24 protein-coding genes are annotated in these 24,153 nt (G+C 63.9%); 9 read left to right on the forward strand and 15 right to left on the reverse strand.

Annotation, left to right across the window (positions count from 1 at the left end):
- Window positions 1–37 precede the first annotated feature (37 nt).
- Window positions 38–2,248, reverse strand: a complete 2,211-nt coding sequence (locus IVB22_RS40555; RefSeq protein ID WP_374207862.1) for a TonB-dependent receptor — start codon at window positions 2,246–2,248, stop codon at window positions 38–40.
- A gap of 125 nt (window positions 2,249–2,373) precedes the next feature.
- Here IVB22_RS40555 and nikR point away from each other — a divergent pair, with 125 nt between their 5' ends.
- Window positions 2,374–2,820, forward strand: coding sequence for a nickel-responsive transcriptional regulator NikR (gene nikR, locus IVB22_RS40560; protein ID WP_247522734.1), 447 nt, complete (start codon window positions 2,374–2,376; stop codon window positions 2,818–2,820).
- Window positions 2,821–2,952: 132 nt separating this feature from the next.
- Here nikR and IVB22_RS40565 read toward each other — a convergent pair whose 3' ends face one another.
- Window positions 2,953–3,228 carry a metal-sensitive transcriptional regulator gene (locus IVB22_RS40565; protein ID WP_108512737.1) on the reverse strand — a complete coding sequence of 92 codons (276 nt, stop codon included), beginning with the start codon at window positions 3,226–3,228 and terminating at the stop codon, window positions 2,953–2,955.
- Between the two features lie 50 nt (window positions 3,229–3,278).
- Here IVB22_RS40565 and IVB22_RS40570 point away from each other — a divergent pair, with 50 nt between their 5' ends.
- Entirely contained in the window at window positions 3,279–5,666 is a 2,388-nt protein-coding gene (locus IVB22_RS40570) for a heavy metal translocating P-type ATPase (RefSeq protein WP_308200517.1), read from the forward strand.
- A 2-nt stretch (window positions 5,667–5,668) separates the two neighbouring features.
- Here IVB22_RS40570 and IVB22_RS40575 read toward each other — a convergent pair whose 3' ends face one another.
- Both IVB22_RS40575 and IVB22_RS40580 read right to left on the reverse strand, forming a co-directional pair.
- Window positions 5,669–6,613: a hydroxymethylglutaryl-CoA lyase gene (locus IVB22_RS40575; protein WP_247522736.1), complete on the reverse strand. Its 945-nt coding sequence runs from the start codon at window positions 6,611–6,613 to the stop codon at window positions 5,669–5,671.
- 7 nt (window positions 6,614–6,620) lie between these two features.
- The gene (locus IVB22_RS40580; RefSeq protein ID WP_247522737.1) at window positions 6,621–7,790 is read right to left on the reverse strand and encodes a CaiB/BaiF CoA-transferase family protein; all 1,170 of its coding nucleotides are present in this window, start codon (window positions 7,788–7,790) and stop codon (window positions 6,621–6,623) included.
- 241 nt (window positions 7,791–8,031) lie between these two features.
- On the opposite strand from IVB22_RS40580, the gene IVB22_RS40585 reads away from it, so the two are divergent.
- Window positions 8,032–8,778 carry a sulfate transporter family protein gene (locus IVB22_RS40585; protein ID WP_247522738.1) on the forward strand — a complete coding sequence of 249 codons (747 nt, stop codon included), beginning with the start codon at window positions 8,032–8,034 and terminating at the stop codon, window positions 8,776–8,778.
- An 18-nt stretch (window positions 8,779–8,796) separates the two neighbouring features.
- Here IVB22_RS40585 and nth read toward each other — a convergent pair whose 3' ends face one another.
- Window positions 8,797–9,585 (reverse strand): endonuclease III, encoded by a 789-nt coding sequence (gene nth / locus IVB22_RS40590; RefSeq protein ID WP_247522830.1) that lies wholly within the window; start codon window positions 9,583–9,585, stop codon window positions 8,797–8,799.
- A gap of 22 nt (window positions 9,586–9,607) precedes the next feature.
- Between nth and IVB22_RS40595 the strand changes: the two genes are divergently transcribed.
- Together IVB22_RS40595 and IVB22_RS40600 are read left to right on the forward strand one after the other, a co-directional pair.
- Entirely contained in the window at window positions 9,608–10,129 is a 522-nt protein-coding gene (locus tag IVB22_RS40595; RefSeq protein ID WP_247522739.1) for a DUF2244 domain-containing protein, read from the forward strand.
- A gap of 55 nt (window positions 10,130–10,184) precedes the next feature.
- Window positions 10,185–11,081, forward strand: a complete 897-nt coding sequence (locus tag IVB22_RS40600) for a bifunctional helix-turn-helix domain-containing protein/methylated-DNA--[protein]-cysteine S-methyltransferase (RefSeq protein WP_247522831.1) — start codon at window positions 10,185–10,187, stop codon at window positions 11,079–11,081.
- A 103-nt stretch (window positions 11,082–11,184) separates the two neighbouring features.
- Here IVB22_RS40600 and IVB22_RS40605 read toward each other — a convergent pair whose 3' ends face one another.
- From IVB22_RS40605 to dnaK, 8 genes are all read right to left on the reverse strand, one after another.
- The gene (locus IVB22_RS40605; protein ID WP_247522740.1) at window positions 11,185–11,808 is read right to left on the reverse strand and encodes a 2,3-bisphosphoglycerate-dependent phosphoglycerate mutase; all 624 of its coding nucleotides are present in this window, start codon (window positions 11,806–11,808) and stop codon (window positions 11,185–11,187) included.
- 33 nt (window positions 11,809–11,841) lie between these two features.
- On the reverse strand, window positions 11,842–12,657 hold the full coding sequence (gene dapB, locus IVB22_RS40610; RefSeq protein WP_247522741.1) for a 4-hydroxy-tetrahydrodipicolinate reductase: 816 nt from the start codon (window positions 12,655–12,657) through the stop codon (window positions 11,842–11,844).
- Window positions 12,658–12,734: 77 nt separating this feature from the next.
- Window positions 12,735–13,037, reverse strand: coding sequence for a DUF1330 domain-containing protein (locus tag IVB22_RS40615; RefSeq protein WP_247522742.1), 303 nt, complete (start codon window positions 13,035–13,037; stop codon window positions 12,735–12,737).
- 32 nt (window positions 13,038–13,069) lie between these two features.
- Window positions 13,070–13,780, reverse strand: a complete 711-nt coding sequence (gene pyrF / locus IVB22_RS40620; RefSeq protein ID WP_247522743.1) for an orotidine-5'-phosphate decarboxylase — start codon at window positions 13,778–13,780, stop codon at window positions 13,070–13,072.
- A 6-nt stretch (window positions 13,781–13,786) separates the two neighbouring features.
- On the reverse strand, window positions 13,787–14,365 hold the full coding sequence (locus tag IVB22_RS40625) for an NADPH-dependent FMN reductase (RefSeq protein ID WP_247522744.1): 579 nt from the start codon (window positions 14,363–14,365) through the stop codon (window positions 13,787–13,789).
- Window positions 14,366–14,417: 52 nt separating this feature from the next.
- On the reverse strand, window positions 14,418–15,017 hold the full coding sequence (locus IVB22_RS40630; RefSeq protein WP_247522745.1) for a class I SAM-dependent methyltransferase: 600 nt from the start codon (window positions 15,015–15,017) through the stop codon (window positions 14,418–14,420).
- A 211-nt stretch (window positions 15,018–15,228) separates the two neighbouring features.
- Entirely contained in the window at window positions 15,229–16,362 is a 1,134-nt protein-coding gene (gene dnaJ / locus IVB22_RS40635) for a molecular chaperone DnaJ (RefSeq protein ID WP_247522746.1), read from the reverse strand.
- Between the two features lie 142 nt (window positions 16,363–16,504).
- Window positions 16,505–18,406: a molecular chaperone DnaK gene (gene dnaK / locus IVB22_RS40640; RefSeq protein ID WP_247522747.1), complete on the reverse strand. Its 1,902-nt coding sequence runs from the start codon at window positions 18,404–18,406 to the stop codon at window positions 16,505–16,507.
- Between the two features lie 593 nt (window positions 18,407–18,999).
- Between dnaK and IVB22_RS40645 the strand changes: the two genes are divergently transcribed.
- The 3 genes from IVB22_RS40645 (at window position 19,000) to IVB22_RS40655 (ending at window position 21,347) form a co-directional block, all read left to right on the forward strand.
- The gene (locus tag IVB22_RS40645; protein ID WP_247522748.1) at window positions 19,000–19,950 is read left to right on the forward strand and encodes a hypothetical protein; all 951 of its coding nucleotides are present in this window, start codon (window positions 19,000–19,002) and stop codon (window positions 19,948–19,950) included.
- A gap of 37 nt (window positions 19,951–19,987) precedes the next feature.
- On the forward strand, window positions 19,988–20,839 hold the full coding sequence (locus IVB22_RS40650) for an AraC family transcriptional regulator (protein WP_247522749.1): 852 nt from the start codon (window positions 19,988–19,990) through the stop codon (window positions 20,837–20,839).
- Between the two features lie 124 nt (window positions 20,840–20,963).
- Window positions 20,964–21,347, forward strand: a complete 384-nt coding sequence (locus IVB22_RS40655) for a VOC family protein (protein ID WP_247522832.1) — start codon at window positions 20,964–20,966, stop codon at window positions 21,345–21,347.
- 12 nt (window positions 21,348–21,359) lie between these two features.
- Here the strand turns inward: IVB22_RS40655 and grpE are convergent, their stop codons facing one another.
- Both grpE and hrcA read right to left on the reverse strand, forming a co-directional pair.
- Window positions 21,360–21,965 carry a nucleotide exchange factor GrpE gene (gene grpE / locus IVB22_RS40660; protein WP_247522750.1) on the reverse strand — a complete coding sequence of 202 codons (606 nt, stop codon included), beginning with the start codon at window positions 21,963–21,965 and terminating at the stop codon, window positions 21,360–21,362.
- A gap of 118 nt (window positions 21,966–22,083) precedes the next feature.
- The gene (gene hrcA / locus IVB22_RS40665) at window positions 22,084–23,172 is read right to left on the reverse strand and encodes a heat-inducible transcriptional repressor HrcA (protein ID WP_214488160.1); all 1,089 of its coding nucleotides are present in this window, start codon (window positions 23,170–23,172) and stop codon (window positions 22,084–22,086) included.
- Between the two features lie 258 nt (window positions 23,173–23,430).
- On the opposite strand from hrcA, the gene rph reads away from it, so the two are divergent.
- Complete coding sequence (rph, locus tag IVB22_RS40670) at window positions 23,431–24,144, forward strand: ribonuclease PH (protein ID WP_247522751.1); 714 nt, start codon at window positions 23,431–23,433, stop codon at window positions 24,142–24,144.
- Window positions 24,145–24,153 lie beyond the last annotated feature (9 nt).

Below are 24,153 nucleotides of genomic sequence, written 5' to 3' on the forward strand. Positions count from 1 at the left end.
GGGCACGGCGCGATGCGCCTTTGCCCACCCTACAATGCTAGAACCTCCCCGCCAGCGTCAGCCGCACCGTCAGCGGCTCTGCCGGATGGACATGACGATCAGCGACGCCGCCAATCGGCTCGCCCGGCAACCGCGACAAATAATAATATTCGATCTGGTTGGTTCGCGCGTTGAAGAGATTGAGCACGTCGAGCTGCAGTTTCAGACCATTGTCGAAGCGGTAGCCGGCGCGCGCGTTGAAGATCAGCGACGTCAGCGAACGGACGCTATCGTCCTCAATCAGCGGACGCGGGCCGAAATAGCGCGCCTTCAGTGCACCAAACCAACCCGTCTCGCTACCTAAGGTGATTGCGCCGCTCGCGATCCACGCCGGCGCGCCCGGGATGAAATTGCCGGCGGCATCGAAATCGGTGAAGCGCGCGCGGGTATAGGCAACGTCCAGATCGAATGATAGCCACGGCTTCGGCTTGTATTGGTTCACCCACTCCACGCCAACCCGGCGGCTCGGCCGGCTGGCCTCAGTGGTGCCGGCGTCGCCCACGAACAGCAGTTCGGAGTCGAAATCGAGCATAAAGACAGCGACCGAGCTTGTGAGTCCCTCGATCGCTTTCGTGCGAATGCCGAGTTCGGCGCCTTTGGACCGAACCAGCAGCGGCACCCGATCCTGCGGCGTCACCTTGTCGATCGGGTCGACCGTGATCGTCGCGCCGCGGATGTCATTGCTGTGCAGGCCGTAGCCGGCATTGCCGAAGAACTCAGTCTTGTACCAGGGGCCAAGCACGATGCCGGCCTTCGGGCTCGTTATCGTCGCTTGGGCATTGCCTGAATTTTCCGGCGTGTCGCTGAGGACGCGGCCGGCGAAAACGTCCTCGCGGATGCCAACGTTGGTGCGCAACCAGTCGTTCCAGCGCGTAGTCGTGTCGGTCCAGATGCCGACATTGCCTTCCTGCACGCGGTCCTCGCGCACGGTCGAAAGCACCGCACGCTGCTCCGTCTTGAACAGACCGACATGGATGTCGTCGTAGCGGCTCTGCATTCCGACGCGGGTTTGTGTCTCGAAGCCGCCAAACCGCCAATCGAAGGCATGCCGCGCGTCGAAGCCACCAAGGGTGCGGCGATCGAGCTGGTTGAACTGGTCGCCATTGACGGGATTATCGAGGAAATAGGTGAAGTTGTTGAAGAGCTGCAGGTCGGAGCGCACGACGTAGGCGCTGATCCTGCTCTGGCCGTACTCGCTCGATTGCGCCCAATTGCCGGACAGGCTGAAGCGGCTGGCCGTCCCGCCATCGGTGGGATCAAGCGAGCCAAAGCGGCCGATGATGCCCTGATCGATGGCGCGCTGCGCCACCTGGTCGGTCGAGTTCCAGCCGTTGGAATAGGCCATGGCGGTCAGCGTAAGCCCATCGGTCGCGGTGCCCTGGCTGTAGCGCAGCACGCCGTTTATTTTCCGCACATTGTCCGGAACGTCCCACGGCCCATCGTATTTGATGCCCTCGACCGCCGCGAGCATCGTGCCCGCGCCGACCGCGGTCGATCCGGCCGCCACGCCGCGCCGGTAACCGAAGCTGCCAAACGTGACCTCGGCTAGATTTTTCGGCAGCTTGTTAAGGTAGTCGATCGCGACGGACCCGGCGGAGCTGAAGTCGCCCACATCGGCGTAGTACGGACCCTTGCGGACATTCACCGATTGAATCAGCTCAGGGATCAGGAAGTTGATATCGGCGTAGCCCTGCCCGTGGCCATGTGTTGGCATGTTCACGGGCATGCCGTCGACCTTGATGGAGAGATCGGTGCCGTGGTCGAGGTTGAAGCCGCGCAGGAAATACTGATTGGCTTTACCTTCTCCGGAATGCTGGGTGACGATCAGGCCGGGCACGACTTCCAGCGCCTCGCCGACACGCACGAACGGCACTGCGTTCACCTGCTCGCCGGTGAAGCTTATCGCACTGGCGGCGGTGGGCTGCAGGACGGCGGCGCCATCGGATGAAGTGCCGGGCGTGACGCCGCCGGCGCCCGCGGTGACCGGCTGGTTCGAGCGAACGGCGGTTCTGCTCCGCGCACCACGATTTTGCGACGGTTTTGGGCGAGCGACCTGCCTGGGCGGCGTTGCGTCGGGAGCGGTGATGGTCACCGGCGGAAGCTGGCCAAGCGGAGACGCCGTCCGCTCCTGCCCCTCGGCGGGGAGCATCAGAACGGCAGAAGAAGCCGTGGCGGAAAATATCCGCAACAAGACCCTACGCACCGCCATGCCCTCGCACGATAATTGCTACAGTCGGCATGCGACCGTATCGACTTAATCCGGCGCCTCACTCTAGCAAGCGCGGTATGACGATACAATCGAAATATCATACTGCGTCAGGACGGAAATTTGGGATGCAACGGATCACCATCACCATCGAAGACGACTTGCTCGCCGAGATCGATGCGGCAGCGGAAGCGCGCGGCTATCAGAATCGCTCCGAGATCATTCGTGATCTCGCCCGCGCCGGGCTGCAGCAGGGCGCCGAGGATGCAGCTCCGTCAGGACAATGCGTCGCCGCGCTGGTGTATGTCTACGATCACGCCGCGCGCGACCTCTCCAAGCGGCTGGTGCAGAATTTCCACGGCCACCACGATCTATCGCTGGCGACGCTGCACGTCCACCTCGATGACGACAGTTGCATGGAGGTGACGGCGCTGAAGGGCGCCAGCGGCGAGGTCCGGCACTTCGCCGACCACATCATTGCCGAGCGCGGCGTGCGCTACGGCCGCGTCGTGATGATCCCGACGGCATCCGACAAGAAGCCGAAGGCGCGCAAGCACGGCCATCGCCACGACTAGGGCGTAGCCCGGATGGAGCGAAGCGCAATCCGGGAACACTCTCGAGGGATCCACAGATCCGGATTGCGCGGAGCCTGTCATCGGGCGCGCATTCGCGCGACCCGTTGGCTTCATCCGGGCTACGGATACGCGCTACCTGTCGGAGCGGCCAATCACGGCCATCAACTCCGCGATCTTTTCCCGCTGATCGGCCTTGTTGCCGCTGGTGATCGCATGTTCGACGCAATGCGACACGTGATCCCGCAGCACCTCCTCCTCCACGCGCCGCAGCGCGGCCCGCACGGCCGATATCTGCGTCACGATGTCGATGCAGTAGCGATCCTCCTCGACCATCTTTGAGAGGCCGCGGACCTGGCCCTCGATCCGGCTGAGGCGTTTTTGACAGGATGCCTTGATGTCTTTTCGCATGCGGCCTATATACCCCCATAGGGTATAAGTTTCAAGTGCCGGAGCGGATGATGAACGAGAATGAAAGCGCCGACCGAAACGGCGCATCCAAAAGTGCCTGCTGCGGCGGCCACGACCACGCCAGTCACAGCCATCACGCTCACACCGCTGCAACCGTCCGGGACCCCGTCTGCGGGATGACCGTGGATCCCGCGACCAGCAAGCATCGCTTCGACTACAACGGCGAGACTTTTCACTTCTGCTCGGCCGGCTGCCGCACAAAATTCGCCGCCGACCCCGTCGCTTATCTCGAGAAAGACAGCCGGCCGAAAGCCGCGGTGCCGGAAGGCACGATCTACACCTGCCCGATGCATCCCGAGATCCGCCAGGTCGGTCCGGGAAGTTGCCCGATCTGCGGCATGGCGCTGGAGCCGGAGGTCGCGAGCCTCGATGCGCCGCCCAATCCGGAACTTGCTGATATGACGCGCCGCTTCTGGGTCGGCCTCGTGCTCGCGCTGCCGGCGGTCGTCCTCGAAATGGGCGGGCACCTCGTCGGCGGACACGGCTGGATCGATCAGACGCTGTCGAACTGGATCCAGTTCGCCTTCGCCACGCCCGTCGTGCTCTGGGCCGGCTGGCCGTTCTTCGTGCGCGGCTGGCAGTCGCTGGTGACGCGCAATCTCAACATGTTCACGCTGATCGCTGTCGGCACCGGCGTTGCCTATATCTACAGCATCATCGGCACGGTCGCGCCGGGAATCTTCCCAGCCACCCTCCGCGGCCATGGCGGTGCGGTCGCCGTCTATTTCGAATCCGCGGCCGTTATCACCGTGCTGGTCTTGCTCGGTCAGGTTCTCGAACTCCGTGCACGCGAAGCAACGTCAGGCGCGATCAAGGCGCTGCTGCAACTCGCACCAAAAACCGCGCGCCGAATCGGCGACGATGGCGCCGACCATGAGGTCGAGATCGACACGCTTGCCGTCGGCGATCATCTGCGGGTGCGGCCGGGCGAAAAGGTGCCGGTGGACGGCATCATCCTCGAAGGCCGCTCTTCGCTCGATGAAGCGCTGGTGACGGGCGAATCCATGCCGGTCACCAAGGAGGCCGGCAGCAATGTCATCGCTGGTACCCTCAATCAATCCGGCGGCTTCGTGATGCGCGCCGAGAAGGTCGGACGCGACACGCTGCTTTCCCAGATCGTGAAGATGGTGGCGGACGCCCAGCGTTCGCGCGCGCCGATCCAGCGGCTTGCCGATCGGGTTTCCGGCTGGTTCGTGCCTGTTGTCATCGTCGTGGCGTTGATCGCGTTTGCCGCCTGGACCTGGTTCGGACCCGAGCCGCGCATGGCGTTCGGGTTGGTGGCGGCTGTCAGCGTGCTCATCATTGCCTGCCCCTGCGCGCTCGGCCTCGCCACGCCGATGTCGATCATGGTCGGCGTCGGGCGCGGCGCGCAGGCCGGCGTGCTGATCAGGAACGCCGAAGCGCTGGAGCGCATGGAGAAGGTCGACACGCTGGTGGTCGACAAGACGGGCACTTTGACCGAAGGCAAGCCGAAGGTGGTCGCCATCGTGCCGGCAGACGGATTTGACGAAGCCGACATTCTGCGGTTGGCCGCGAGCGTCGAGCGCGCCAGCGAGCATCCGCTGGCCGATGCCATCGTGCGGGCGGCCAAAGAGCGCAATCTCGATCTCGGAAAGGTCGAGGGTTTCGACTCGCCGACCGGCAAGGGCGCCACCGGCAAGGTCGATGGCAAGACCATTGCTCTCGGCAACGCGAACTTCCTGCAATCGCTCGGCGTCGAAACCGGCTCGCTCGACGAACAGGGCGAACGTCTGCGCGGCGATGGCGCCACCGTCATCAACATCGCCATCGATGGCAAGCTCGCAGGGCTCTTTGCCATTGCTGACCCCGTGAAAGCTTCGACGCCGGAAGCGCTGAAGGCGCTGGCGGCTGATGGCATCAAGGTCATCATGCTCACGGGCGACAACAGGACCACGGCCAACGCCGTCGCACGCAGCCTTGGCATCGCGGACGTCGAGGCGGAAGTGCTGCCCGACCAGAAGAGCGCGGTGGTCGCAAAACTGCAGAAGGCCGGACGGATCGTCGCGATGGCCGGCGACGGCGTCAACGACGCGCCAGCGCTTGCGGCGGCCGAAGTCGGCATTGCCATGGGAACGGGCACCGACGTTGCGATGGAAAGCGCGGGAGTTACGCTGTTGAAGGGCGATCTCGTCGGCATCGTCCGCGCCCGCCGCCTGTCGCAGGCGACCATGAGCAACATCCGCCAGAACCTGTTCTTCGCCTTCATCTACAACGCGGCAGGAATTCCGATCGCCGCAGGCATTCTTTATCCCGCGTTCGGACTGCTGCTGTCGCCGATCATCGCGGCGGCTGCGATGGCGCTATCGTCGGTGAGCGTCGTCGGGAATGCGCTGCGGCTAAGGATGACCCGGCTGTAGTTTCACGCCGCTCTCGCGGTCCCACGCGGCAGTCCAGCCCGCGCCAGCCCGCCGTAGAGCGCTTCGCCGGGCATTTCCGATTTCAATATCGCGCGCACCGCGACCAGCTTCTCGATATCGATACCCGTGGCAAATCCCTTACTCTCGCACAAGAACGCCAGATCCTCGAACACGACGTTCCCAGTCGCGCCCGGCGCAAACGGGCAGCCGCCGAGGCCGCCCAGCGATCCATCCAGCACGCGCGCGCCGGCATCGAGCGCGGCGGAGGCGTTGGCGATGCCCATGCCCCTCGTGTCATGCAGGTGAATGCAGATCGGCTTTGAGCCCGCGATCTTCACCGCCGCTGCCGTCAGTTCCCCGACCTGCTTCGGCCCGGCATAGCCAACGGTGTCGGCAATCGCGACCATGTCGACGCCGGCCTCGAATAGTTTTTCCGTCAGCCGCAGCACTTCTTTGGGATCAACGGCCCCGACGATCGAGCAGCCCAGCGCCATCGAGATCGCGGAGTTCACCACCGGTCTGTGCGCGCTGGCGTCGCGGAGCTCGCAGAGCCGCTTCACGTTTGCAATGGCTGACTCGCGCGAGCGGTTGGCATTGGCCTGGCTGTGCTCTTCGGTGGCCGAGACCACCGTCGCCACTTCGGCGACGCCGGAGGCCAGCGCCTCGTTGACCCCGCGCTCGTTCAGCGTCAGCGCGATGCTGTAGGCGCCGGGCAGCGAGGCCACGGTCCCGATGATGTCGCGCACATCGGCGAATTGCGGAAAGGTCTTTGCCGGCAGGAACGAGCCGACCTCGAAGTGCCGTACGCCCGCGGCATACTCGTCGCGCATCCAGCGCTGCTTCGCCGCGGTCGATGGAAATGTCTTCACGAGCTGCAGACCGTCGCGCAGGCCCACCTCGCGCAGAATGATTTTGCTGTCGGGATAGAGTTCCTGGACGCGGGTCATGGCAACCTCATGCGGCGTTGTTTTTGGAAGACGCGTTTTGCTTGTCGAGTTCAGCGCGAACGGACTCGGTATCGGCGCCAAGCACCGGCACGTTCAGCCCTTCGCCGATGTTGCCGCCGTTCCACTCCACCGGCAACGCCGGAACGCGGAACGGCTCGCCGTCGGCGTTGAAATTCTGCACGAGGCCACCGGGGCGCAGGACGTGCGGATCTTGCAGCAGATCCTCGGGGCGGTTGATCGGCGAATAGGCGATGTTCAGCGCATCGAGTTTTTCTGAGAGATCGGCGATCTTCCAGCCCTTGATCACTTCGGCGACGCGTGGAATGATTCTTCCGCGCGCCAGAATCCGGTCGGTAGTGTTGCGCAACCTCGGATCGTCGGCGAATTCCTGCAGGGCGAACTCCCCGCAAAAGCTCCACCAGTGGCCCTCGGTGACGACACCGATAAAGATGCGCTCGCCGTCCGCGGTATCGAAGATGTCGTAGATCGGCCAGGCATGCTCGCGCTCCGGCATCGAGCGCGGTTTCCTGCCGGTCATTTCATACTCGACCATGTGCTGGGCGACCAGAAACAGGCAGTTCTCGAACAGCCCTATGCGGATGTCAGCGCCGTCCCTTTTGCCGCCCCGCTTCTCGTAAAGCGCAGCAAGGATAGCAATCGCGCCGAACATGCCGCCCATGATGTCGTTGGCGGAAGAGCCGACCCGCTGCGGCTTGTCGCGGGTCCCGGTCATCGCGGCAAGCCCCGACATCATCTGCACGACCTCGTCGAGCGCCGGTCGATGCTCGTAAGGACCGGAGAGAAAACCCTTGTGACCCGCGACGATCAGATGAGGATGCTTGCACCGCAGCTCTTCCGAGCCGAGCCCCTGCTTTTCCAACTGCCCATCGCGAAAATTTTCCAGAAAGACGTCGGCGCTTTCGAGCAGCCGATGCATGGTCTCGCGGTCTTCGGCCTGCGCGAAATCGAGCACCACGCTGCGCTTGCCCCGGTTGAACAGCGGAAAGAACGAGGTTCCCATGCCGCCAAGCGAGCGGGTCTTGTCGCCCACCGGCGGCTCGACCTTGATCACCTCGGCGCCCAGTTGCGCGAGGATCATGCCGCAGGTCGGACCCATCACCATATGGGTCATCTCGACGACCCTCACGCCGTCAAGCGGCAGTCCCGTCCCGGTCATTGCGACGCCTCCCTGCTGGTGGGCCCTTTTTGTCGCCCTGGTTAGGCGTTCGCCCGCCATCAAACCTTACAATCCTTCAAATACTGCATTCACCGTTCTGGAACGCAACCGCCATGGGCGAGTGCCTGTAATGCGGTCCGCGACAAGCCGCTCGCGCCCGGGGGTCCTCGCACCGCCCTCTTGCCGAAGGGCTCGCGTATATCTACCTCTCGCGAAGGTTATCACGAGGGGTTGAACCGCCATGTTGGACGCCGCCGTCAAGGCGATTTCGCAGATCCTGTCGCCGCCGATGCGCACCATCCTGTGGCGCTCGATCGGGCTGGCGCTGGTACTGGTTGCGGTGCTGGCCATCGGCTTGCAGCGCGCGTTGAGCTGGTTCGCCGAGTACGGCGAAGTCTGGGCCGAGGCAATGCTGGGGCCGGGCTTCCACACGACGCTCAACATCCTTTCCTGGGTCCTCTCGATCGCGGCGGGTCTCGGCGTCGTGCTGGGCGGCATTTTCCTGATGCCGGCGGTCACCTCGCTGATCGCGAGCGTGTTCGTCGACGACGTCGCCGAGCATGTCGAGCGCGAGCATTATCCGGCGGAGCGCCCCGGCGACGCGCTGCCGCTTGGCGTCTCGATCCCCGAGGGCATCAAGACGGCGCTGCTGACGATCCTGGTCTATTTGATCGCGCTGCCCTTCGTGCTGTTCGCAGGTGCAGGCTTCATCATTTTCTTTGTCGCTACCGCCTGGCTGCTCGGCCGTGAATATTTCGAACTCGCGGCAATGCGTTTCCGATCACCGGCCGAAGCCAAGGCGATGCGCAAGGACAATGCGGCCACCGTATTCACTGCGGGCCTGTTCATTGCGGCCTTCGTGTCGATACCGATCGTCAATCTGGCGACGCCGTTGTTCGGCATGGCCTTCATGGTCCACATGCACAAGCGTCTCTCCGGCCCAAGGCCCGAACTGATCGAGCCGGCGCGGAAGATGCCGGTGGCTTGACGGCGTTGGGTCTCGTCCTCACACCGTCTTTTCCGGCCAGCGGCAGAGATCATTGATCAAGCACACCTCGCAGCGCGGCTTGCGGGCGAGGCAGGTGTAGCGCCCGTGCAGGATCAGCCAGTGATGGGCATGCAGCATGAACTCGGGCGGGATCACTTTTTCCAGCCCCAGTTCGACCTCGAGCGGCGTGTTGCCGGGCGCCAGCCCCGTGCGGTTGCCGACGCGGAACACATGGGTGTCCACCGCCATCGTGTGCTCGCCATAGGCCATGTTGAGCACGACATTGGCGGTCTTGCGTCCGGCGCCGGGCAGCGTCTCGATCTCGGCGCGGGTGCGCGGCACTTCCCCGCCGAACTCTGCGATCAGTTTTTCCGACAGCGCGATGACGTTCCTGGCCTTGTTGCGATAGAGCCCGATGGTCTTGATGTACTCGCGCACTTTCTCTTCGCCGAGCTCCAGCATCTTTTGCGGCGTATCGGCGACCGCAAACAGCGCCCGCGTCGCCTTGTTGACGCCGGCGTCGGTAGCCTGCGCCGACAGGACCACGGCCACCAATAGCGTGTAGGGGTTGAGATGCTCGAGTTCGCCCTTCGGCTCCGGATTGGCTTTGCGAAAGCGGCTGAAGGCCTCGTGGACCTCGGCCGCTGTCCAGGGCTTTTGCTTTGGGGATTTCGGCGTTGGGGACTTTGGCTTGGCCGATTTCTTCGCCGGTCTGGACGGCGCTTTGTCTGCCTTCTTTGCCGGTTTGTTCGGCACGGATGGAACGCTGGATTTTTTGGCGCCGATAGAACGGATGATTTTGGCCATGATCGGGATATACTGATACGCGATGACCGCAGGCAACGACTTTGATCCGGCGCTTGACCAGCCGACGCTGTTTTCGGCGCGGGTGACGCCGCATCGCTCGCTCAATCGTACCGGCTTTTTGGTGCTGATGACGTTCATCTGCGCGGTCAGCTTTGTCGCCGGCATCGCATTTTTGCTGATGGGCGCCTGGCCGGTGTTGGGCTTTTTCGGCCTCGACGCGCTGGTGATCTATTGGGCGTTCCGGATCAACTTCCGCAGCGCTGACGCCACCGAGGACATCGTGGTGACGCCGTCGGAATTGCGCGTGCGGCGCGTTAGCCATCGCGGCCATCTGATCGAATGGTCGTTCAATCCGCTCTGGGTGCAACTCGAACAGACCGGCGACCCCGAATTCGGCATCGAGCGCCTCTATCTGGTCTCCCGCGGTCGCCGGGTCTCGATCGGCCACGTTCTGGGACCTGACGAAAAAGCAAGCTTTTACAATGCCTTATTGGCAGCACTACAGACCGCCAAGCGCGGCATTACCTACAATCCCGTCACCTGATTGCTTGTCGGAAATCGGGTGGTTTGGACCGCGCATGAGCCCTAAATCAGACCCCATGATGATATCAGCCATACATGACCAGCGCCTGGCCAAGCCGGGCCACCAGGCCGCCGCGCTACGCGACTACGACTCGGTGCGCCGCGCCATCGCCTTCATCTCCGAGCACTGGCGCACGCAGCCGACCATCGAAGCGATGGCGGATGCCGCCGCCGTGACGCCGGATGAGCTGCACCATCTGTTCCGCCGCTGGGCTTCGCTCACGCCAAAGGCTTTTATGCAGGCGCTGACGCTGGATCACGCCAAGGGCCTGCTGCGCGATTCCGCCAGCGTGCTCGATGCCGCGCTCGACTCAGGCCTCTCGGGCCCGGGCCGGCTGCATGACCTGTTCGTCACCCATGAGGCGATGTCGCCGGGCGAATGGAAGAACGGCGGCGCCGGCATGACGCTGCGCTACGGCTTCCACGCTTGCCCGTTCGGCACCGCGATCGTGATCGCGAGCGACCGCGGGCTGGCGGGGCTCGCCTTCGCCGATTCCGGCGAGGAGCCGACGGCGTTTGCCGACATGAAGCGGCGCTGGCCGAACGCGACCTATGTCGAGGACCATGACGGCACCGTTGGCCTCGCGCAACGCATCTTCGATACGCGGCTGTGGCGGCCGGACCAGCCGCTCCGCGTGGTCCTGATCGGCACCGATTTCGAGGTGCGGGTGTGGGAGACGCTGCTGAAGATCCCGATGGGCCGCGCGGTCTGCTATTCCGACATCGCCAACAAGATCAAGAACCCGAAGGCCTCGCGTGCCGTCGGCGCCGCGGTCGGAAGAAATCCGGTATCGTTCGTGGTGCCCTGCCACCGCGCGCTCGGCAAGGGCGGCACACTGACCGGCTATCACTGGGGCATCACGCGCAAGCAGGCGATGCTCGGCTGGGAAGCGGGGCAGGTGGGATTGCATTGATTTCGTAGGGTGGGCAAAGGCGCATCGCGCCGTGCCCACCATCCATCCCCGATGACGACTGAATGGTGGGCACGCTACGCTTTGCCCGCCCTACGAATCCATCTCACGCCGCCAGATCGACCTTCGTCGCCACGGTCGAATCCGCATTCAGCCGGTAGATCACCGGCACGCCGGTTGCGAGCTCGCGTTTCAATATCTGCTCGGGCGTGAGCTTCTCCAGCACCATGATCAGCGCGCGCAGCGAATTGCCGTGGGCGGCGACCAGCGTGCGCTGTCCGCGCAGCACGCCGGGCAAGATCTCCTGCACGTAGTAGGGCAGCGCGCGCGCCAGCGTATCCTTCAGGCTTTCGCCGCCGGGCGGCGGTACGTCGTAGGAGCGGCGCCAGACCAGCACCTGGTCCTCGCCCCATTTCTTGCGGGCGTCGTCCTTGTTGAGGCCGGAGAGATCGCCGTAATCGCGTTCGTTGAGCGCGAGATCCTTCGTCGTCGGCAGCCCGGTCTGGCCGATCTCGGCGAGCATCAACTTCAGCGTATGCTGGGCGCGCGTCAGGTCCGAGGTGAAGGCGACGTCGAACGTCAGGCCTTGTGCCTTCAATTTGCGGCCGGCCTCCTTGGCTTCGGTGATGCCCTGTTCGGTGAGATCAGGGTCCTTCCAGCCGGTGAACAGATTTTTCAGATTCCATTCGCTCTGGCCGTGCCGCACGAGCACGAGAAGACGGTCGCTCATTGAAAGGATTTCCGTTTTTCGTTTCGGATTGGATTAGAAGTCGGCAAGCCCGAGCACATCGGTCATCGTATAGAAGCCGGGCGTCTTGCCCCGCGCCCACAGCGCCGCCTTGACGGCGCCCTGGGCAAACATCGTCCGGTCCTCGGCGCGGTGGGTCAGTTCGATCCGCTCCATGGCACCGGCGAAGATCACGCTGTGATCGCCGGTGACAGTGCCGCCGCGCAGCGCGGCAAAGCCGATGTCGCCGGGACGGCGCGCTCCGGTCTCGCCGTCGCGGCCACGCGCCGAATGGGTATAGAGATCGACGCCGCGGCCGGCGGCGGCAGCCTCGCCCAGCATCAAGGCCGTGCCCGACGGCGCGTCGATCTTGGCCTTGTGATGCATTTCGAGAATCTCGATATCGAAACTCTGGTCGAGCGATTGCGCGACCCTCTTCACCAGCGCCGCCAGCAGGTTGACGCCGAGGCTCATATTGCCTGACTTCACCACGATCGCACGCGAGGTGACGCTCTTGATGACGGCATCGTCCGACGCCGACAGGCCGGTGGTGCCGATGACATGGACCAGCCCGCGCTCGGCGGCGATTGCGACATTGGCGATGGTGGCGCCGGGGATGGTGAAATCGAGAATGCCGTCCGCGTTCGCCGACAGCGCCCACAGGTCGGCAGAGAGTTTGACGCCATTCTCCGGCAGGCCGGCGAGCACGCCGGCATCTTTGCCCAGCAGTTCCGATCCCGGCGCTTCCAGCGCGCCGGCCAGAACCGCGCCCGGCGTCTCCGAAATGACGCGCACCAGCGCGCGGCCCATCCGGCCGCCGGCCCCCGCAACGATCAATCGCATATCGGCCATGGCTTTACCTCTGAACGGGGTATAGCCGGGGCAGGCGATTACGGCAACCAATCAGGGCCCGCCACTCATCCGGCCCCTCAGGGCTGCGGGCCGTCATAGCCTTCGATGATGATGAGGTCGGCGATCGAATGCGGCTGCCGCACCTTCATGTTTTCCTGGTATTCCGGCGAGTGATAGCAGGCCAGCGCCGTCTCATAGTCCGGAAATTCGATCACCACATTGCGTGAGCGGCTTTCGCCCTCGATGGCCGTGAACTTGCCGGCACGCACGACGAAGCGACCGCCGAATTTCTTGAAGATGGCCGGGTTGGCCGCCGCATAGGCTTTGTAACCTTCGTCATTGTGAACGTCGACGCGCGCGATCCAGTATCCCTTGGCCATCTCACTCTCCCGTTTCTTGTTTCGCTAATCGACTATACCAACGGCTGCTTGATTTCCGCCTGAACGGCGTCCGCCGCCGCCTTGGGATCGGCGGCTTCCGTGATCGGCCGCCCGACCACCAGATAGTCCGCGCCGGCGGCGATCGCACGCGCCGGCGTCATGATGCGCTTCTGGTCGCCGGTCGCGGCTCCCGCAGGACGGATGCCTGGCGTCACCAGGTTCATCTGGTGGCCGATGATCTTGCGCAGCGCCGCCGCCTCTTCCGGCGAACTGACGAGCCCATCGACGCCGAGCACCTGCGCCTGCTGCGCGCGCGCTTCCACCAGGTCGGAGACGTTGAGCCGATAGCCCGCGGCATGCAGATCGCCGTCGTCATACGAGGTCAGCACGGTGACGGCGAGAATCTTCAGGCCCGATCCGGCGCGCGCCTCGACCGCCGCCTTCATGGTCTGCGGATAGGCGTGTACCGTAAGGAAGGTCGCGCCGAGTTTTGCTACGCTTTCGACGCCGCGCGCCACCGTGTTGCCGATGTCGTGCAGCTTGAGATCGACGAAAACCTTCTTGCCTGACTTGGCCAATTGCTGCGCCAGCGGCAATCCGCCGGCATAAGCCAGTTGATAGCCGATCTTGTAGAAGCTCACACTGTCGCCGAGCCGCGCAATCATCGCTTCCGCCTCGGCAACCCCGGGCAGGTCGAGCGCAACGATCAGGCGGTCCTTCGGAGCGATATCGGCTGGCTGCATGTCACCTCACATCATGCGTTGGGAAACATCGATCAACTGCCGCACCAGCGCTTTCAGCGCGTCGCTGTCGGCGGCATTCCTCAGGCGGTCCATCTCGTCATAGGCGTCGTCGGCAAACGACAGCGCGAACTGGTTCGGGATCACCTGGGCATGGCAGGCCGACAGGATCAGCCGCAACGCGGCCAGCGCGCGGGCGCCGCCGAGCCGCCCGCCGGAGGCCGACGCAATCGCAAACACCCGCTCGCGAAACACCTGCCCGCGGGTCTCGTGCGCATCCTGCACCCGGCTCACCCAGTCGATGGTGTTTTTCACCAGCGCCGGCACCGAGGAATTGTACTCCGGCGTCACGATCAGCACGCCATGATGGGCCGCCATCATCCGCTTCAGGTTGACCGCGTGCTTCGGCACGCCGGACTTCGCCTGCAGGTCGCCGTCATAGATCGGCAGCGGAAAATCGCCGAGTGAGATCCGGGTGATTTCGGCGCCTTGCTGCGCCAGCGCATGCGCGGCAACGGCCGCCAGCTTCGCATTGAGCGAGCCTGATCGTAGCGATCCCGGGATCACGAGGATTTTGAGCGCGGACATATTTGAATTCGTATTCGGGGCAGCACCTGCCAACGCGAATACGTAGCAGGTATCAGCCCTTGCGATACACCCAGACCCGCGCGGGCGGAAGGTTCATCCAGATCCGCTCGGAAGCTTCTGTGGACACGCCCGGCAGCGATTTCGGGATCGGCGGCGCAACCGAATAGGTGAATTGCACGAAGGGGGCGCCGGGCGCGAGCGCCGTGAAGGCGTCGCGGATTAGTTTCAGGCGCGTCAGCATCGGTTTGGTGACCAGCGGCAGGCCGGAAACCACGGCCGAGGCCGGCGCGTCCAGCACGTCCTTTAGTGAGGAGCGCAGCGCATAGGCGTCGCCCTGCACCACTTTGGCCTGCGGATAGCGGTCGCGCAGCAGTGCGCAGAAGCCCGGATTATACTCGACCAGCACGAGCCGCTTTTGATCGACGCCGTGTTCGATCAGTGCGTTGGTGATCGCGCCGGTCCCGGGCCCAAGTTCGACGACCGGCCCTTGCGCGTGGACGTCGACATATTCCGCCATGGTCCGCGCAAGCAATTTGCTCGACGGCATCACCGCGCCCATGTGCAGCGGCTTTTCGATCCATGAACGAAGGAAGCGGACCTCATCATCGAGACGAGGCTTCTTCAACGCACGCACGGACGATTGCAGAGGCATGTCGCTACCAGGCGGGGCCCCGCAAGAAGGCAGGGGATGTCAGAAAACGGTCATAAACACGTATAGATCGACGGGGATGTGGTCAAGCCAAACGGTAACACGTCAGACGTGCCAAAGTGCCCGCGAGCTGGCAATAAGACCCTGTGCAAGCTGAATGAATCATGACTGCGCGGCGAGAACCTGCGCTTCGCCCAGCTCGCGTTCGCGCGGGTCAGGAGCCCGCGCGGCTGCCGAAGAAGTCCTTGACCTTGGTGAAGAAGCCCGCCGCTTCCGGCTGGGTCGCGCCGGATGACAATTTTTCGAACTCGGCGAGCAGTTCCTGCTGCTTCTTGGTCAGATTCTGCGGCGTTTCGACCATGACCTGGACATACATGTCGCCGGTCTGGCGCGAGCGGAGCACCGGCATGCCCTTTGATGCAATGCGGAAACGGCGGCCGGACTGCGTACCCGCCGGCACTTTCACCTTGGTCTTGCCCTTGTCGATGGTCGGGACCTCGAATTCGCCGCCGAGCGCGGCTGCAACCATCGAGATCGGAACCCGGCAATGCAAATCGGCGCCGTCGCGCTGGAAGAATTCGTGAGTGGCCAGCGACAGGAAAATATAGAGATCGCCGGGTGGCCCGCCGCGGACGCCGGCCTCGCCCTCGCCGGCAAGGCGGATGCGGGTGCCGTCCTCGACGCCCTGGGGGATGTTGACCGACAGCGTCCGGTCGCGCGTCACCCGTCCTGACCCTGCGCAGTTCGGGCAGGCGTCCTCGATCATCTGGCCGCGGCCCTGACAGCCGGGGCAGGTCCGCTCCAGCGTGAAGAAGCCCTGCGCCTGCCGCACCCGGCCCGCGCCGCCGCACATCGAACAGGTCTTCGGCTTGGTGCCGGCCTTGGCGCCGGTGCCCGAACAGGGTTCGCAGGTGACCGAGACCGGGATCTCGATCTGCGCGGTCTTGCCCTGAAAAGCCTCTTCCAGCGTGATTTCCATATTGTAGCGCAGGTCGGCGCCGCGCTCGCGTCCGCCACCGCGCCCGCGCTGCCCGGCCATGCCGAACAGGTCTTCGAAAATATCGGAGAATGACGAGGCGAAGCCGGCGCCGAAACCGGGACCGCCGCCGCCCATGCCCTGCTCGAACGCGGCATGGCCGTAGCGGTCATAGGCGGCGCGCTTCTCGCCGTCTTTCAGGACCTCGTAGGCTTCGTTGATTTCCTTGAAGCGGACTTCGCTGGTGGCATCGCCCGGATTCTTGTCCGGATGCCATTTCATCGCGAGCTTGCGGAACGCCGCCTTGAGCTTGGACTCGTCCGCGTTCCGTTCGACTTCCAGGGTTTCGTAATAGCAGCGCTTGGTGGACATCAGTCAAACCCGCCCGAAGTTCGTCTTCACGCCGAAGGGTGCTTCTCGAAAGATGCAGCCATCGGCTTAACGAAAAATGACCCCCACCCATCGAACGCAAGCCGCGCGCTCTATCGGATGAGGGTCATGATCGAAAGCCCGCTTATGCCGACTTCTTGTTGTTCTTGTCGTCGTCGACCTCGGTGAACTCCGCGTCGACCACGTCATCCTTGGCAGCGTCGCGCTTGGCGTCCGCCTCGGCCTGCTGCTTGTACATGGCCTCGCCGAGCTTCATCGAAGCCTGCGCCACCGTGTTGGTCTTGGCCTTGATGGCCTCGGCATCGTCGCCCTTCAGCGCTTCCTTCAGATCGCTGACGGCATCCTCGATGGCCCGGCGCTCGGACTCTTCGACCTTCGAACCGTGTTCGGCCAGCGCCTTCTCGGTGGAATGCACCAGCGCGTCGGCATGGTTCTTGGCGTCGACCGCCTCGCGGCGCTTCTTGTCCTCGGCCGCGTTGGCCTCGGCATCCTTGACCATCTTCTGGATGTCGGCTTCCGACAGGCCGCCGGATGCCTGAATCCGGATCTGCTGCTCCTTGCCGGTCGCCTTGTCCTTGGCTGACACGTTGACGATGCCGTTGGCGTCGATGTCGAACGTCACCTCGATCTGCGGCATGCCGCGCGGCGACGGCGGAATGCCCATCAGGTCGAACTGGCCTAGCACCTTGTTGTCAGCGGCCATTTCGCGCTCGCCCTGGAAGACGCGGATGGTGACGGCGTTCTGGTTATCCTCGGCGGTCGAGAACACCTGGCTCTTCTTGGTCGGGATCGTGGTATTGCGGTCGATGATACGGGTGAACACGCCGCCCAGCGTCTCGATGCCCAGCGAAAGAGGAGTCACGTCGAGCAGCAGCACGTCCTTGACGTCGCCCTGCAGCACGCCGGCCTGGATCGCCGCGCCTATGGCAACGACTTCATCCGGGTTGACGCCCTTGTGCGGCTCCTTGCCGAACAACTGCTTCACCACTTCCTGGACCTTCGGCATGCGGGTCATGCCGCCGACCAGCACCACTTCGCCGATTTCGGCGGCGGTGAGGCCTGCATCCTTCAGCGCCTTGCGGCACGGCTCGATGGTCTTCTGGACGAGATCGTCGACCAGCGCCTCGAACTTGGCGCGGGTCAGCTTCATCGTCAGATGCTTCGGCCCGGCCTGGTCGGCCGTGATGAAGGGCAGATTGATTTCGGTCTGCGTGGTCGAGGACAATTCGATCTTGGCCTTTTCGGCGGCCTCTTTCAGGCGCTGCAGGGCAAGCTTGTCGTTGCGCAGGTTGATGCCCTGCTCCTTCTGGAACTCATCGGCCAGATAGCTGACGAGCCGCATGTCGAAGTCTTCACCACCGAGGAAGGTGTCGCCATTGGTGGACTTCACCTCGAACACGCCGTCGCCGATTTCAAGAATGGAGACGTCGAAGGTGCCGCCGCCGAGGTCGTAGACCGCGATCGTGCCGGTTTTCGATTTGTCGAGACCATAGGCGAGCGCGGCCGCCGTCGGCTCGTTGATGATGCGCAGCACTTCGAGGCCGGCGATCTTGCCGGCGTCCTTGGTGGCCTGACGCTGCGCGTCGTTGAAGTAGGCGGGAACCGTGATGACCGCCTGCTCGACCTTCTGGCCGAGATGGGCTTCCGCGGTCTCCTTCATCTTCTGCAGGATGAAGGCGGAGACCTGCGAGGGCGAATAGGTCTTGCCGTCGGCTTCGACCCAGGCGTCGCCGTTCGATGCCTTGACGATCTTGTAGGGGACGAGCTTCTTGTCCTTCTCGACCATCGGGTCGTCATAGCGGCGGCCGATCAGGCGCTTCACCGCAAAGAACGTCCGCTCGGGATTGGTCACCGCCTGGCGCTTGGCGGGCTGGCCGACGAGGCGCTCGCCGTCATCGGTGACGGCAACGATCGAAGGCGTCGTGCGCATGCCTTCCGCGTTCTCGATGACTTTTGCAGTCTTGCCATCCATTACGGCGACGCACGAATTCGTGGTGCCGAGATCGATCCCAATGACCTTTCCCATGGTCCTCATATCCTTCTTGTTGCGGCAGGTTGGCTGGGCCCTGGACGGCGCACCTAACCGAACCCCCAACGATCAAATACTCGCGATATTGCGACGGTGAGCCTCATATAGGAGGGGGGGTCTGGCCTGCAAGGACCGAACGCAAGCTTAGGGCCTGAAAAGGCTGACGTTTGAAAGATTGTGTCAGCCCGGGGCGGGGGCGCATCAGTGGCTGGAGCGGCGTTAAGAAATCGGCAAGGCCGCTGATCGAAGGCCGCTCCTCGATCGCACCGCCGGAGCGCTGCGCAGCAATGCGGCATCCTCCCCATCGAGGGGCCCAACCATTGCGGAAGGGGGAGCGGTATTTGGCCGCTGGAAGCGCCCCAAAAAGAGCTCGGATACCGGGCAAAATCCCGCAAAATGGCCGACATATCGGAACGTAACGGTGGAACGGACGCCCACCCTGCCCTGTTGCAGGGACATCAAAACCGCTAAAAGCGGGCCGACTGGAACGACCCCTGTCGTGCCCGCAAGGCTCGATGATTCCACTAGAGATTCGCAAGCTGCATCGTCGGACCACTGTACGGCCCCCATGCAAACCCGGTAGATCCACCATGAAGCTCCTTCGATACTTCGCTGCGGTTGCCCTGATCGTTGCCGCCAATTCTACCGTCTTCTCCTCCGCGTTCGCCGCCGACCCGGTCTTCCCGCCGGGCGCCAGGGTGGGCATGACGCCACTGGTCGGCCTCAGCAAGGCCAGAACATTCGTCGGCTTCGAGACCGAGGATCAGGGGGTCAAGGTCCTGATCGCTGACCTGCCGGAGGCCGCCTATGGCGAAGTCTCCAATGCCTTCAAGGCCAACCCGGGCGGCACCGGCGGCATCAAACCGGAGAGCATCGAGACCGCCGCAGGGCTCGCCTACTACACCGTCGAAAACGGCAAAGACGGCGCCACCAATGTGCGCCGCTATTCGATGATCCTGCCCGGCCCCACCTTCTCCGGCTATGTCGCCGTGCAGGTGCCCGAAAATGCTTCCAGGATCTATACCGACGACGCCATCCGCCAGATGTTCGCTTCCGCCGTGATCCGCACCGAGGTGCCGGTCGAGGAGCAGCTCGGGCTGATGCCGTTCAAGGTCAGCGAGCTCTCGAGCTTCAAGAACATCCGCATGCTGGCGCCGGGCGCGGCCCTCATTCTCTCCGACGGTGACGAAAAGACCGGCTTCGAAATCGCGCCCTTCATGATCATCGGCCTGATCGGCTCGACGGCAGCTTCGCCCGACGATCGCGGCCGCTTTGCCCAGCAGATCGCGACCACGATTCCCGGCGTGCGCGACGGCAGGATCACGATGTCGGAGCCGGTCCGCATCGATGGCCAGCCCGGCTACGAGACGCGGATCGACGCCACCAGCGGCAAGGACAATACCCCCGTTACCATCGTGCAATGGCTGCGGTTCGGCTCCCAGAGCTCGATGCGTATCATCGGCTCTTCGCCGCGCGACGACTGGACCAAGGCCTTTCCGCGCTTCCGCGCGGTGCGCGACGGAATTCATCCGCGCGGCTGAAGCGACTTAACGCCGTATCCTCTCGCAGAGGTCAGGGATGTCCGATGTGACGGCTCCGGTCGCGTTCGAGTTGACCCGTCGTGCGCCGTCACAGCGCACGGCTGGTCTCATCTCCGGAATGACCGGTTACCGTGAAACGGCGCGTGGCCGGTTTTTCCAGCGCGAGCCCGCAGGCATGGTGGTGCCGCTCATCATCAGCTTCGGCACGCCGTTCCTGATCGCGCTCGACCGCGAGCCCGACGCCGCCGACCGGCAGCCGAGCTTTGCCGCCGGGCTTCATGCCGGCCCGGTCTTTATCGAATCCGATGGCGGCGCCGAATGCGTGCAGGTGGATTTCACGCCGCTCGGCGCCTACCGCTTCTTTGGCAGCGCCGTCGTCGATCTCGCCGCGCGCATGGTCGACATCGGCGACGTGCTGGGCCGCGAAGGCCGGGCGCTGCGCGAACGGCTCGGGGCTGCATCCGGCTGGCAGAGCCGCTTCGATCTGGTCGAGGATTTTGTCGACGGTCGCGCCAACCATCTGCCCTCACCCGAGATCGAATTTGCCTATCGCCGGCTGGCGCGCAGTGCTGGCGGCACGCGGATCACAGCGCTGGCGAAAGAGATCGGCTGGAGCCGCAAGCACCTGGTGAACCGTTTTCGATCCGAACTCGGTCTCGCGCCGAAGCCGGTTGCCCGCATCATGCGTTTCCATCGAGCCTGTCGGCTCGCACATACAGGAGAAGCGCGCGGCTGGGCAGCGATTGCGGCTGAAAGCGGCTATGCCGACCAGGCGCATCTCGCCCGCGAATTTTCAACTCTTGCCGGTGAAACCCCGACAGCCTGGGCTCGCCGGCTAGCTTTCACCGACCTCCGCCTGTTGCGCCCGCTGGACGGGCTCGACGCCTGACGGTCCGGTAACAAATCTTCAAGCCTGTGCTGACGCGTCCGCGCATATTGGCGCAACAGCCATGAGGGAGGAGTTTTCCGTGACCGAGCAAAGCAAGATCGAAGCGCCGCGCCTTTATCCGACGATGCGCTGTCGCGATGCCGAGGCCATGATCCGCTGGTTGAAGGACGTGATTGGCTTCACCGAGTACGTCGTTTACCGCAAGGACGGCGCGGTCCAGCATGCCGAACTTGCCTACGGCTCCTCGCTGCTGATGCTCGGCCAGAGCCGCGACGACGAATACGGCAAGCTTGTCGGTGACATCGGCGGCCGCCGGACGGATTCGCTCTATGTCGCGGTCGACGATCCGGACGCACTGCACGCCAGGATCAAGGCATCGGGCGCCAGCATCGAGATGGAATTGCACAACACCGATTATGGCAGCCGCGACTTTGCCTGCCGAGATCCGGAAGGCAACCTCTGGAGCTTTGGCACCTACTGGCCAAAGACGACCGAGAAACCGCTGTAGGCTCGGGCCGGATCAGTTCGTGACGTCGGCGGCCGGCGCGGCCTTCGCGCCGCCCTTGGAGACGGCGACCAGCGCCGGGCGCAGCACGCGTTCGCCGATCATGAAGCCGGCCTGCACGACCTGAACCACCGTCCCGGACGGAACGGACGGGTCAGGCACTTCGTACATCGCCTGCTGGAAGTTGGGATCGAACTTCTCGCCCGACGGATCGAACTTCTTGACGCCGTTCTTCTCCAGCGTGTTGAGCAGCGAACGCTCGGTCAGCTCGACACCCTCGATGAAGGCCTTGATGCCGGGATCGGCGGTCTCCCGGGCCTCGGCCGGAATGGCGTCGAGCGCGCGCTGCAGATTGTCGGCGATATCGAGAATGTCGCGCGCGAAACCGGTGATGCCGTACATCTTGGAATCGGCAACCTCGCGCCTGGTGCGCTGGCGCAGGTTTTCCATTTCCGCCAGCGTGCGCAGCATCTTGTCGCGCGCCTCGGCCAGTTCCCTGGTCAGTGCCTCATTCGATCCTTCCTCGGGATCGTCGGGCATGATGTAGGGTTTTGAGACCACGGGCTCGCCGGTCTGGGCCGGTTTCACCGCATCATCACTCGGCCGGTTCGGATCGGTCATAAGACTGCCTTCTCAAAAAACGTATTGGGTTCGATGGGGATTTTCTGGGCGGGATATCGTGCTTTAATGGCCGAAAATCAAGCGCAACCACACCGGATTGGGGTCAATTTGGGGCCGATTAGCCGCCCAGCATCCGGCTGACGATCCGGGCGGCGTAATCCACCGTCGGAATCACCCTTGCATAGTTCAGCCGCGTCGGCCCGATCACGCCGAGAACGCCGACGATACGGCCCGCGGCGTCGCTATAGGGGGCGATGATGGTGGAGGAGCCGGACAGCGAGAACAGCTTGTTCTCCGATCCGATGAAAATCCTCACGCCTTCGGCGCGCTCGGCCCGGCCCAACAGATCGATCACGCCGCGCTTGGTTTCGAGATCGTCGAACAGCGACTTGACGCGTTCGAGATCCTCCAGCGCGTGGAGATCTTCCAGCAGATTGGCATGCCCGCGCACGATCAATTGCCGGTCGTCGTTGTCGCCGCCCGACCAGCTTGCAATGCCGGCCGCGATCACCTTTTGCGTCAGCTGATCGAGTTCGACGCGGCTCTGCGTCAGCGCGGTTTCGAGTTCAAGCCGCGCTTCCGCAAGCGTGCGGCCGCGAATCCGCGAATTGAGGAAGTTGGTCGCTTCCGTCAGCGCGGACGAGGGAACGCCGGGCGGCAGCGCCAGCACGCGGTTTTCCACCTGGCCGTCTTCGCCGACCAGCACCACCAGCGCGCGTTCCGGCTCCAGCCGGACGAATTCGATATGCTTCAGCCGCGAATTGGATTTGGCGGTCAGCACCACGGCGGCGGCCCGGGTCAGGCCGGACAGCCGCGTCAGCGCCTCGCCGAGCGCCGCCTCGACCGATTGCGCGCGCCCGACAGAAGCAAGCTGGCTCTGGATGGATTCCCGTTCCGGTTCAGTAAGGTCGCCGATCTGCATCAGGGCGTCGACGAAGAACCTCAGGCCGAGTTCGGTCGGCAGCCGCCCGGCCGAGGTATGTGGCGCGTAGATCAGCCCGAGGTGCTCGAGGTCCGACATCACGTTGCGGACCGAGGCTGGCGATAGCGGCACCGCGATCAGGCGGGAAATATTGCGCGAACCGACAGGTTCGCCCGTCGCCAGATAACTCTCGACGATTTGACGAAAAATGTCGCGTGATCGCTCGTTGAGCTGGGCGAGCCCGGCATGCGGCGCGATCAGGCCAATCGGATCGTGGTGGGCCACCATTTAACTCCTCACACCCCCTAATCTGTCGCTCCGGAGGGCCGATGACAAGCATGCATTGGAGCGTTTTCAAGCGAAGTGGAAACCGGTTCGCGTCGAGAAAACGCGTCAAATCAAGAATCTAGAGCCCCGTTTCGCTTCCATCGAAACAGGAAAGGCTCTAGTCCCCGAAACGGGGCCAAAAGCCCTTGCCGCTGCGGACGCCCCCACCTACAAGCACCGCAAACGGTTTTTCGCTCGATTTCGAAAGGACTTCCCATGCGGCCAAGCCGCCGTGCGCCCGATCAGCTGCGCCCCGTGTCGCTGGAACGCGGCGTGGTCAAATATGCCGAAGGTTCCTGCATGGTGAAATTCGGCGACACCCATGTGCTGGTCACGGCAACACTGGAAGAGCGGCTGCCGCCCTGGCTGAAGGGCCAGGGCCGCGGCTGGGTCACGGCCGAATACGGCATGCTGCCGCGCGCGACGCTGGAACGCACCCGCCGCGAGGCCGCCGCCGGCAAGCAGGGCGGGCGCACGGTCGAGATTCAGCGGCTGATCGGCCGCAGCTTGCGCGCAGCCGTCGACCTCGAAGCGCTGGGCGAGCGCCAGATCACGGTAGATTGCGACGTGATCCAGGCCGACGGCGGCACGCGCACCGCCTCGATCACCGGCGCCTGGGTGGCGCTGGCGGACTGCATCGCGTGGATGAAGAGCCGCAACATGATCAAGGCTAACGTGCTGCGCGACAATGTCGCCGCGATCTCCTGCGGCATCTATCAGGGCACGCCGGTGCTCGACCTCGACTATGCCGAGGATTCCGAGGCCGAGACCGACGCCAATTTCGTCATGACCGGCGACGGCCGCATCATCGAGGTGCAGGGCACCGCTGAGAAGACGCCGTTCTCGCAGGACGAGTTCCTGGCGCTGATGGAACTGGCACGCAAGGGTGTTGCGCGTCTGGTGGACTTGCAGAAGCTGGCCGTCGCGTAGTCTGATCGC

The sequence above is a fragment of the Bradyrhizobium sp. 190 genome (assembly GCF_023073415.1).
Taxonomy (GTDB): domain Bacteria; phylum Pseudomonadota; class Alphaproteobacteria; order Rhizobiales; family Xanthobacteraceae; genus Bradyrhizobium.

Bases quoted from the DNA above. Each gene is read 5' to 3' on its own strand.
- IVB22_RS40650 (WP_247522749.1), top strand. From the start codon at position 19,988: ATGTCCGATGTGACGGCTCCGGTCGCGTTCGAGTTGACCCGTCGTGCG.
- IVB22_RS40645 (WP_247522748.1), top strand. From the start codon at position 19,000: ATGAAGCTCCTTCGATACTTCGCTGCGGTTGCCCTGATCGTTGCCGCC.
- grpE (WP_247522750.1), bottom strand. From the start codon at position 21,965: ATGACCGATCCGAACCGGCCGAGTGATGATGCGGTGAAACCGGCCCAG.
- IVB22_RS40595 (WP_247522739.1), top strand. From the start codon at position 9,608: ATGACCGCAGGCAACGACTTTGATCCGGCGCTTGACCAGCCGACGCTG.
- IVB22_RS40625 (WP_247522744.1), bottom strand. From the start codon at position 14,365: ATGTCCGCGCTCAAAATCCTCGTGATCCCGGGATCGCTACGATCAGGC.
- rph (WP_247522751.1), top strand. From the start codon at position 23,431: ATGCGGCCAAGCCGCCGTGCGCCCGATCAGCTGCGCCCCGTGTCGCTG.
- IVB22_RS40585 (WP_247522738.1), top strand. From the start codon at position 8,032: ATGTTGGACGCCGCCGTCAAGGCGATTTCGCAGATCCTGTCGCCGCCG.
- IVB22_RS40570 (WP_308200517.1), top strand. From the start codon at position 3,279: ATGAACGAGAATGAAAGCGCCGACCGAAACGGCGCATCCAAAAGTGCC.
- IVB22_RS40630 (WP_247522745.1), bottom strand. From the start codon at position 15,017: ATGCCTCTGCAATCGTCCGTGCGTGCGTTGAAGAAGCCTCGTCTCGAT.
- IVB22_RS40655 (WP_247522832.1), top strand. From the start codon at position 20,964: ATGCGCTGTCGCGATGCCGAGGCCATGATCCGCTGGTTGAAGGACGTG.
- dapB (WP_247522741.1), bottom strand. From the start codon at position 12,657: ATGGCCGATATGCGATTGATCGTTGCGGGGGCCGGCGGCCGGATGGGC.
- dnaK (WP_247522747.1), bottom strand. From the start codon at position 18,406: ATGGGAAAGGTCATTGGGATCGATCTCGGCACCACGAATTCGTGCGTC.
- nth (WP_247522830.1), bottom strand. From the start codon at position 9,585: ATGGCCAAAATCATCCGTTCTATCGGCGCCAAAAAATCCAGCGTTCCA.
- nikR (WP_247522734.1), top strand. From the start codon at position 2,374: ATGCAACGGATCACCATCACCATCGAAGACGACTTGCTCGCCGAGATC.
- IVB22_RS40575 (WP_247522736.1), bottom strand. From the start codon at position 6,613: ATGACCCGCGTCCAGGAACTCTATCCCGACAGCAAAATCATTCTGCGC.
- IVB22_RS40580 (WP_247522737.1), bottom strand. From the start codon at position 7,790: ATGACCGGGACGGGACTGCCGCTTGACGGCGTGAGGGTCGTCGAGATG.
- IVB22_RS40600 (WP_247522831.1), top strand. From the start codon at position 10,185: ATGATGATATCAGCCATACATGACCAGCGCCTGGCCAAGCCGGGCCAC.
- IVB22_RS40555 (WP_374207862.1), bottom strand. From the start codon at position 2,248: ATGGCGGTGCGTAGGGTCTTGTTGCGGATATTTTCCGCCACGGCTTCT.
- dnaJ (WP_247522746.1), bottom strand. From the start codon at position 16,362: ATGTCCACCAAGCGCTGCTATTACGAAACCCTGGAAGTCGAACGGAAC.
- pyrF (WP_247522743.1), bottom strand. From the start codon at position 13,780: ATGCAGCCAGCCGATATCGCTCCGAAGGACCGCCTGATCGTTGCGCTC.
- IVB22_RS40605 (WP_247522740.1), bottom strand. From the start codon at position 11,808: ATGAGCGACCGTCTTCTCGTGCTCGTGCGGCACGGCCAGAGCGAATGG.
- IVB22_RS40615 (WP_247522742.1), bottom strand. From the start codon at position 13,037: ATGGCCAAGGGATACTGGATCGCGCGCGTCGACGTTCACAATGACGAA.
- IVB22_RS40565 (WP_108512737.1), bottom strand. From the start codon at position 3,228: ATGCGAAAAGACATCAAGGCATCCTGTCAAAAACGCCTCAGCCGGATC.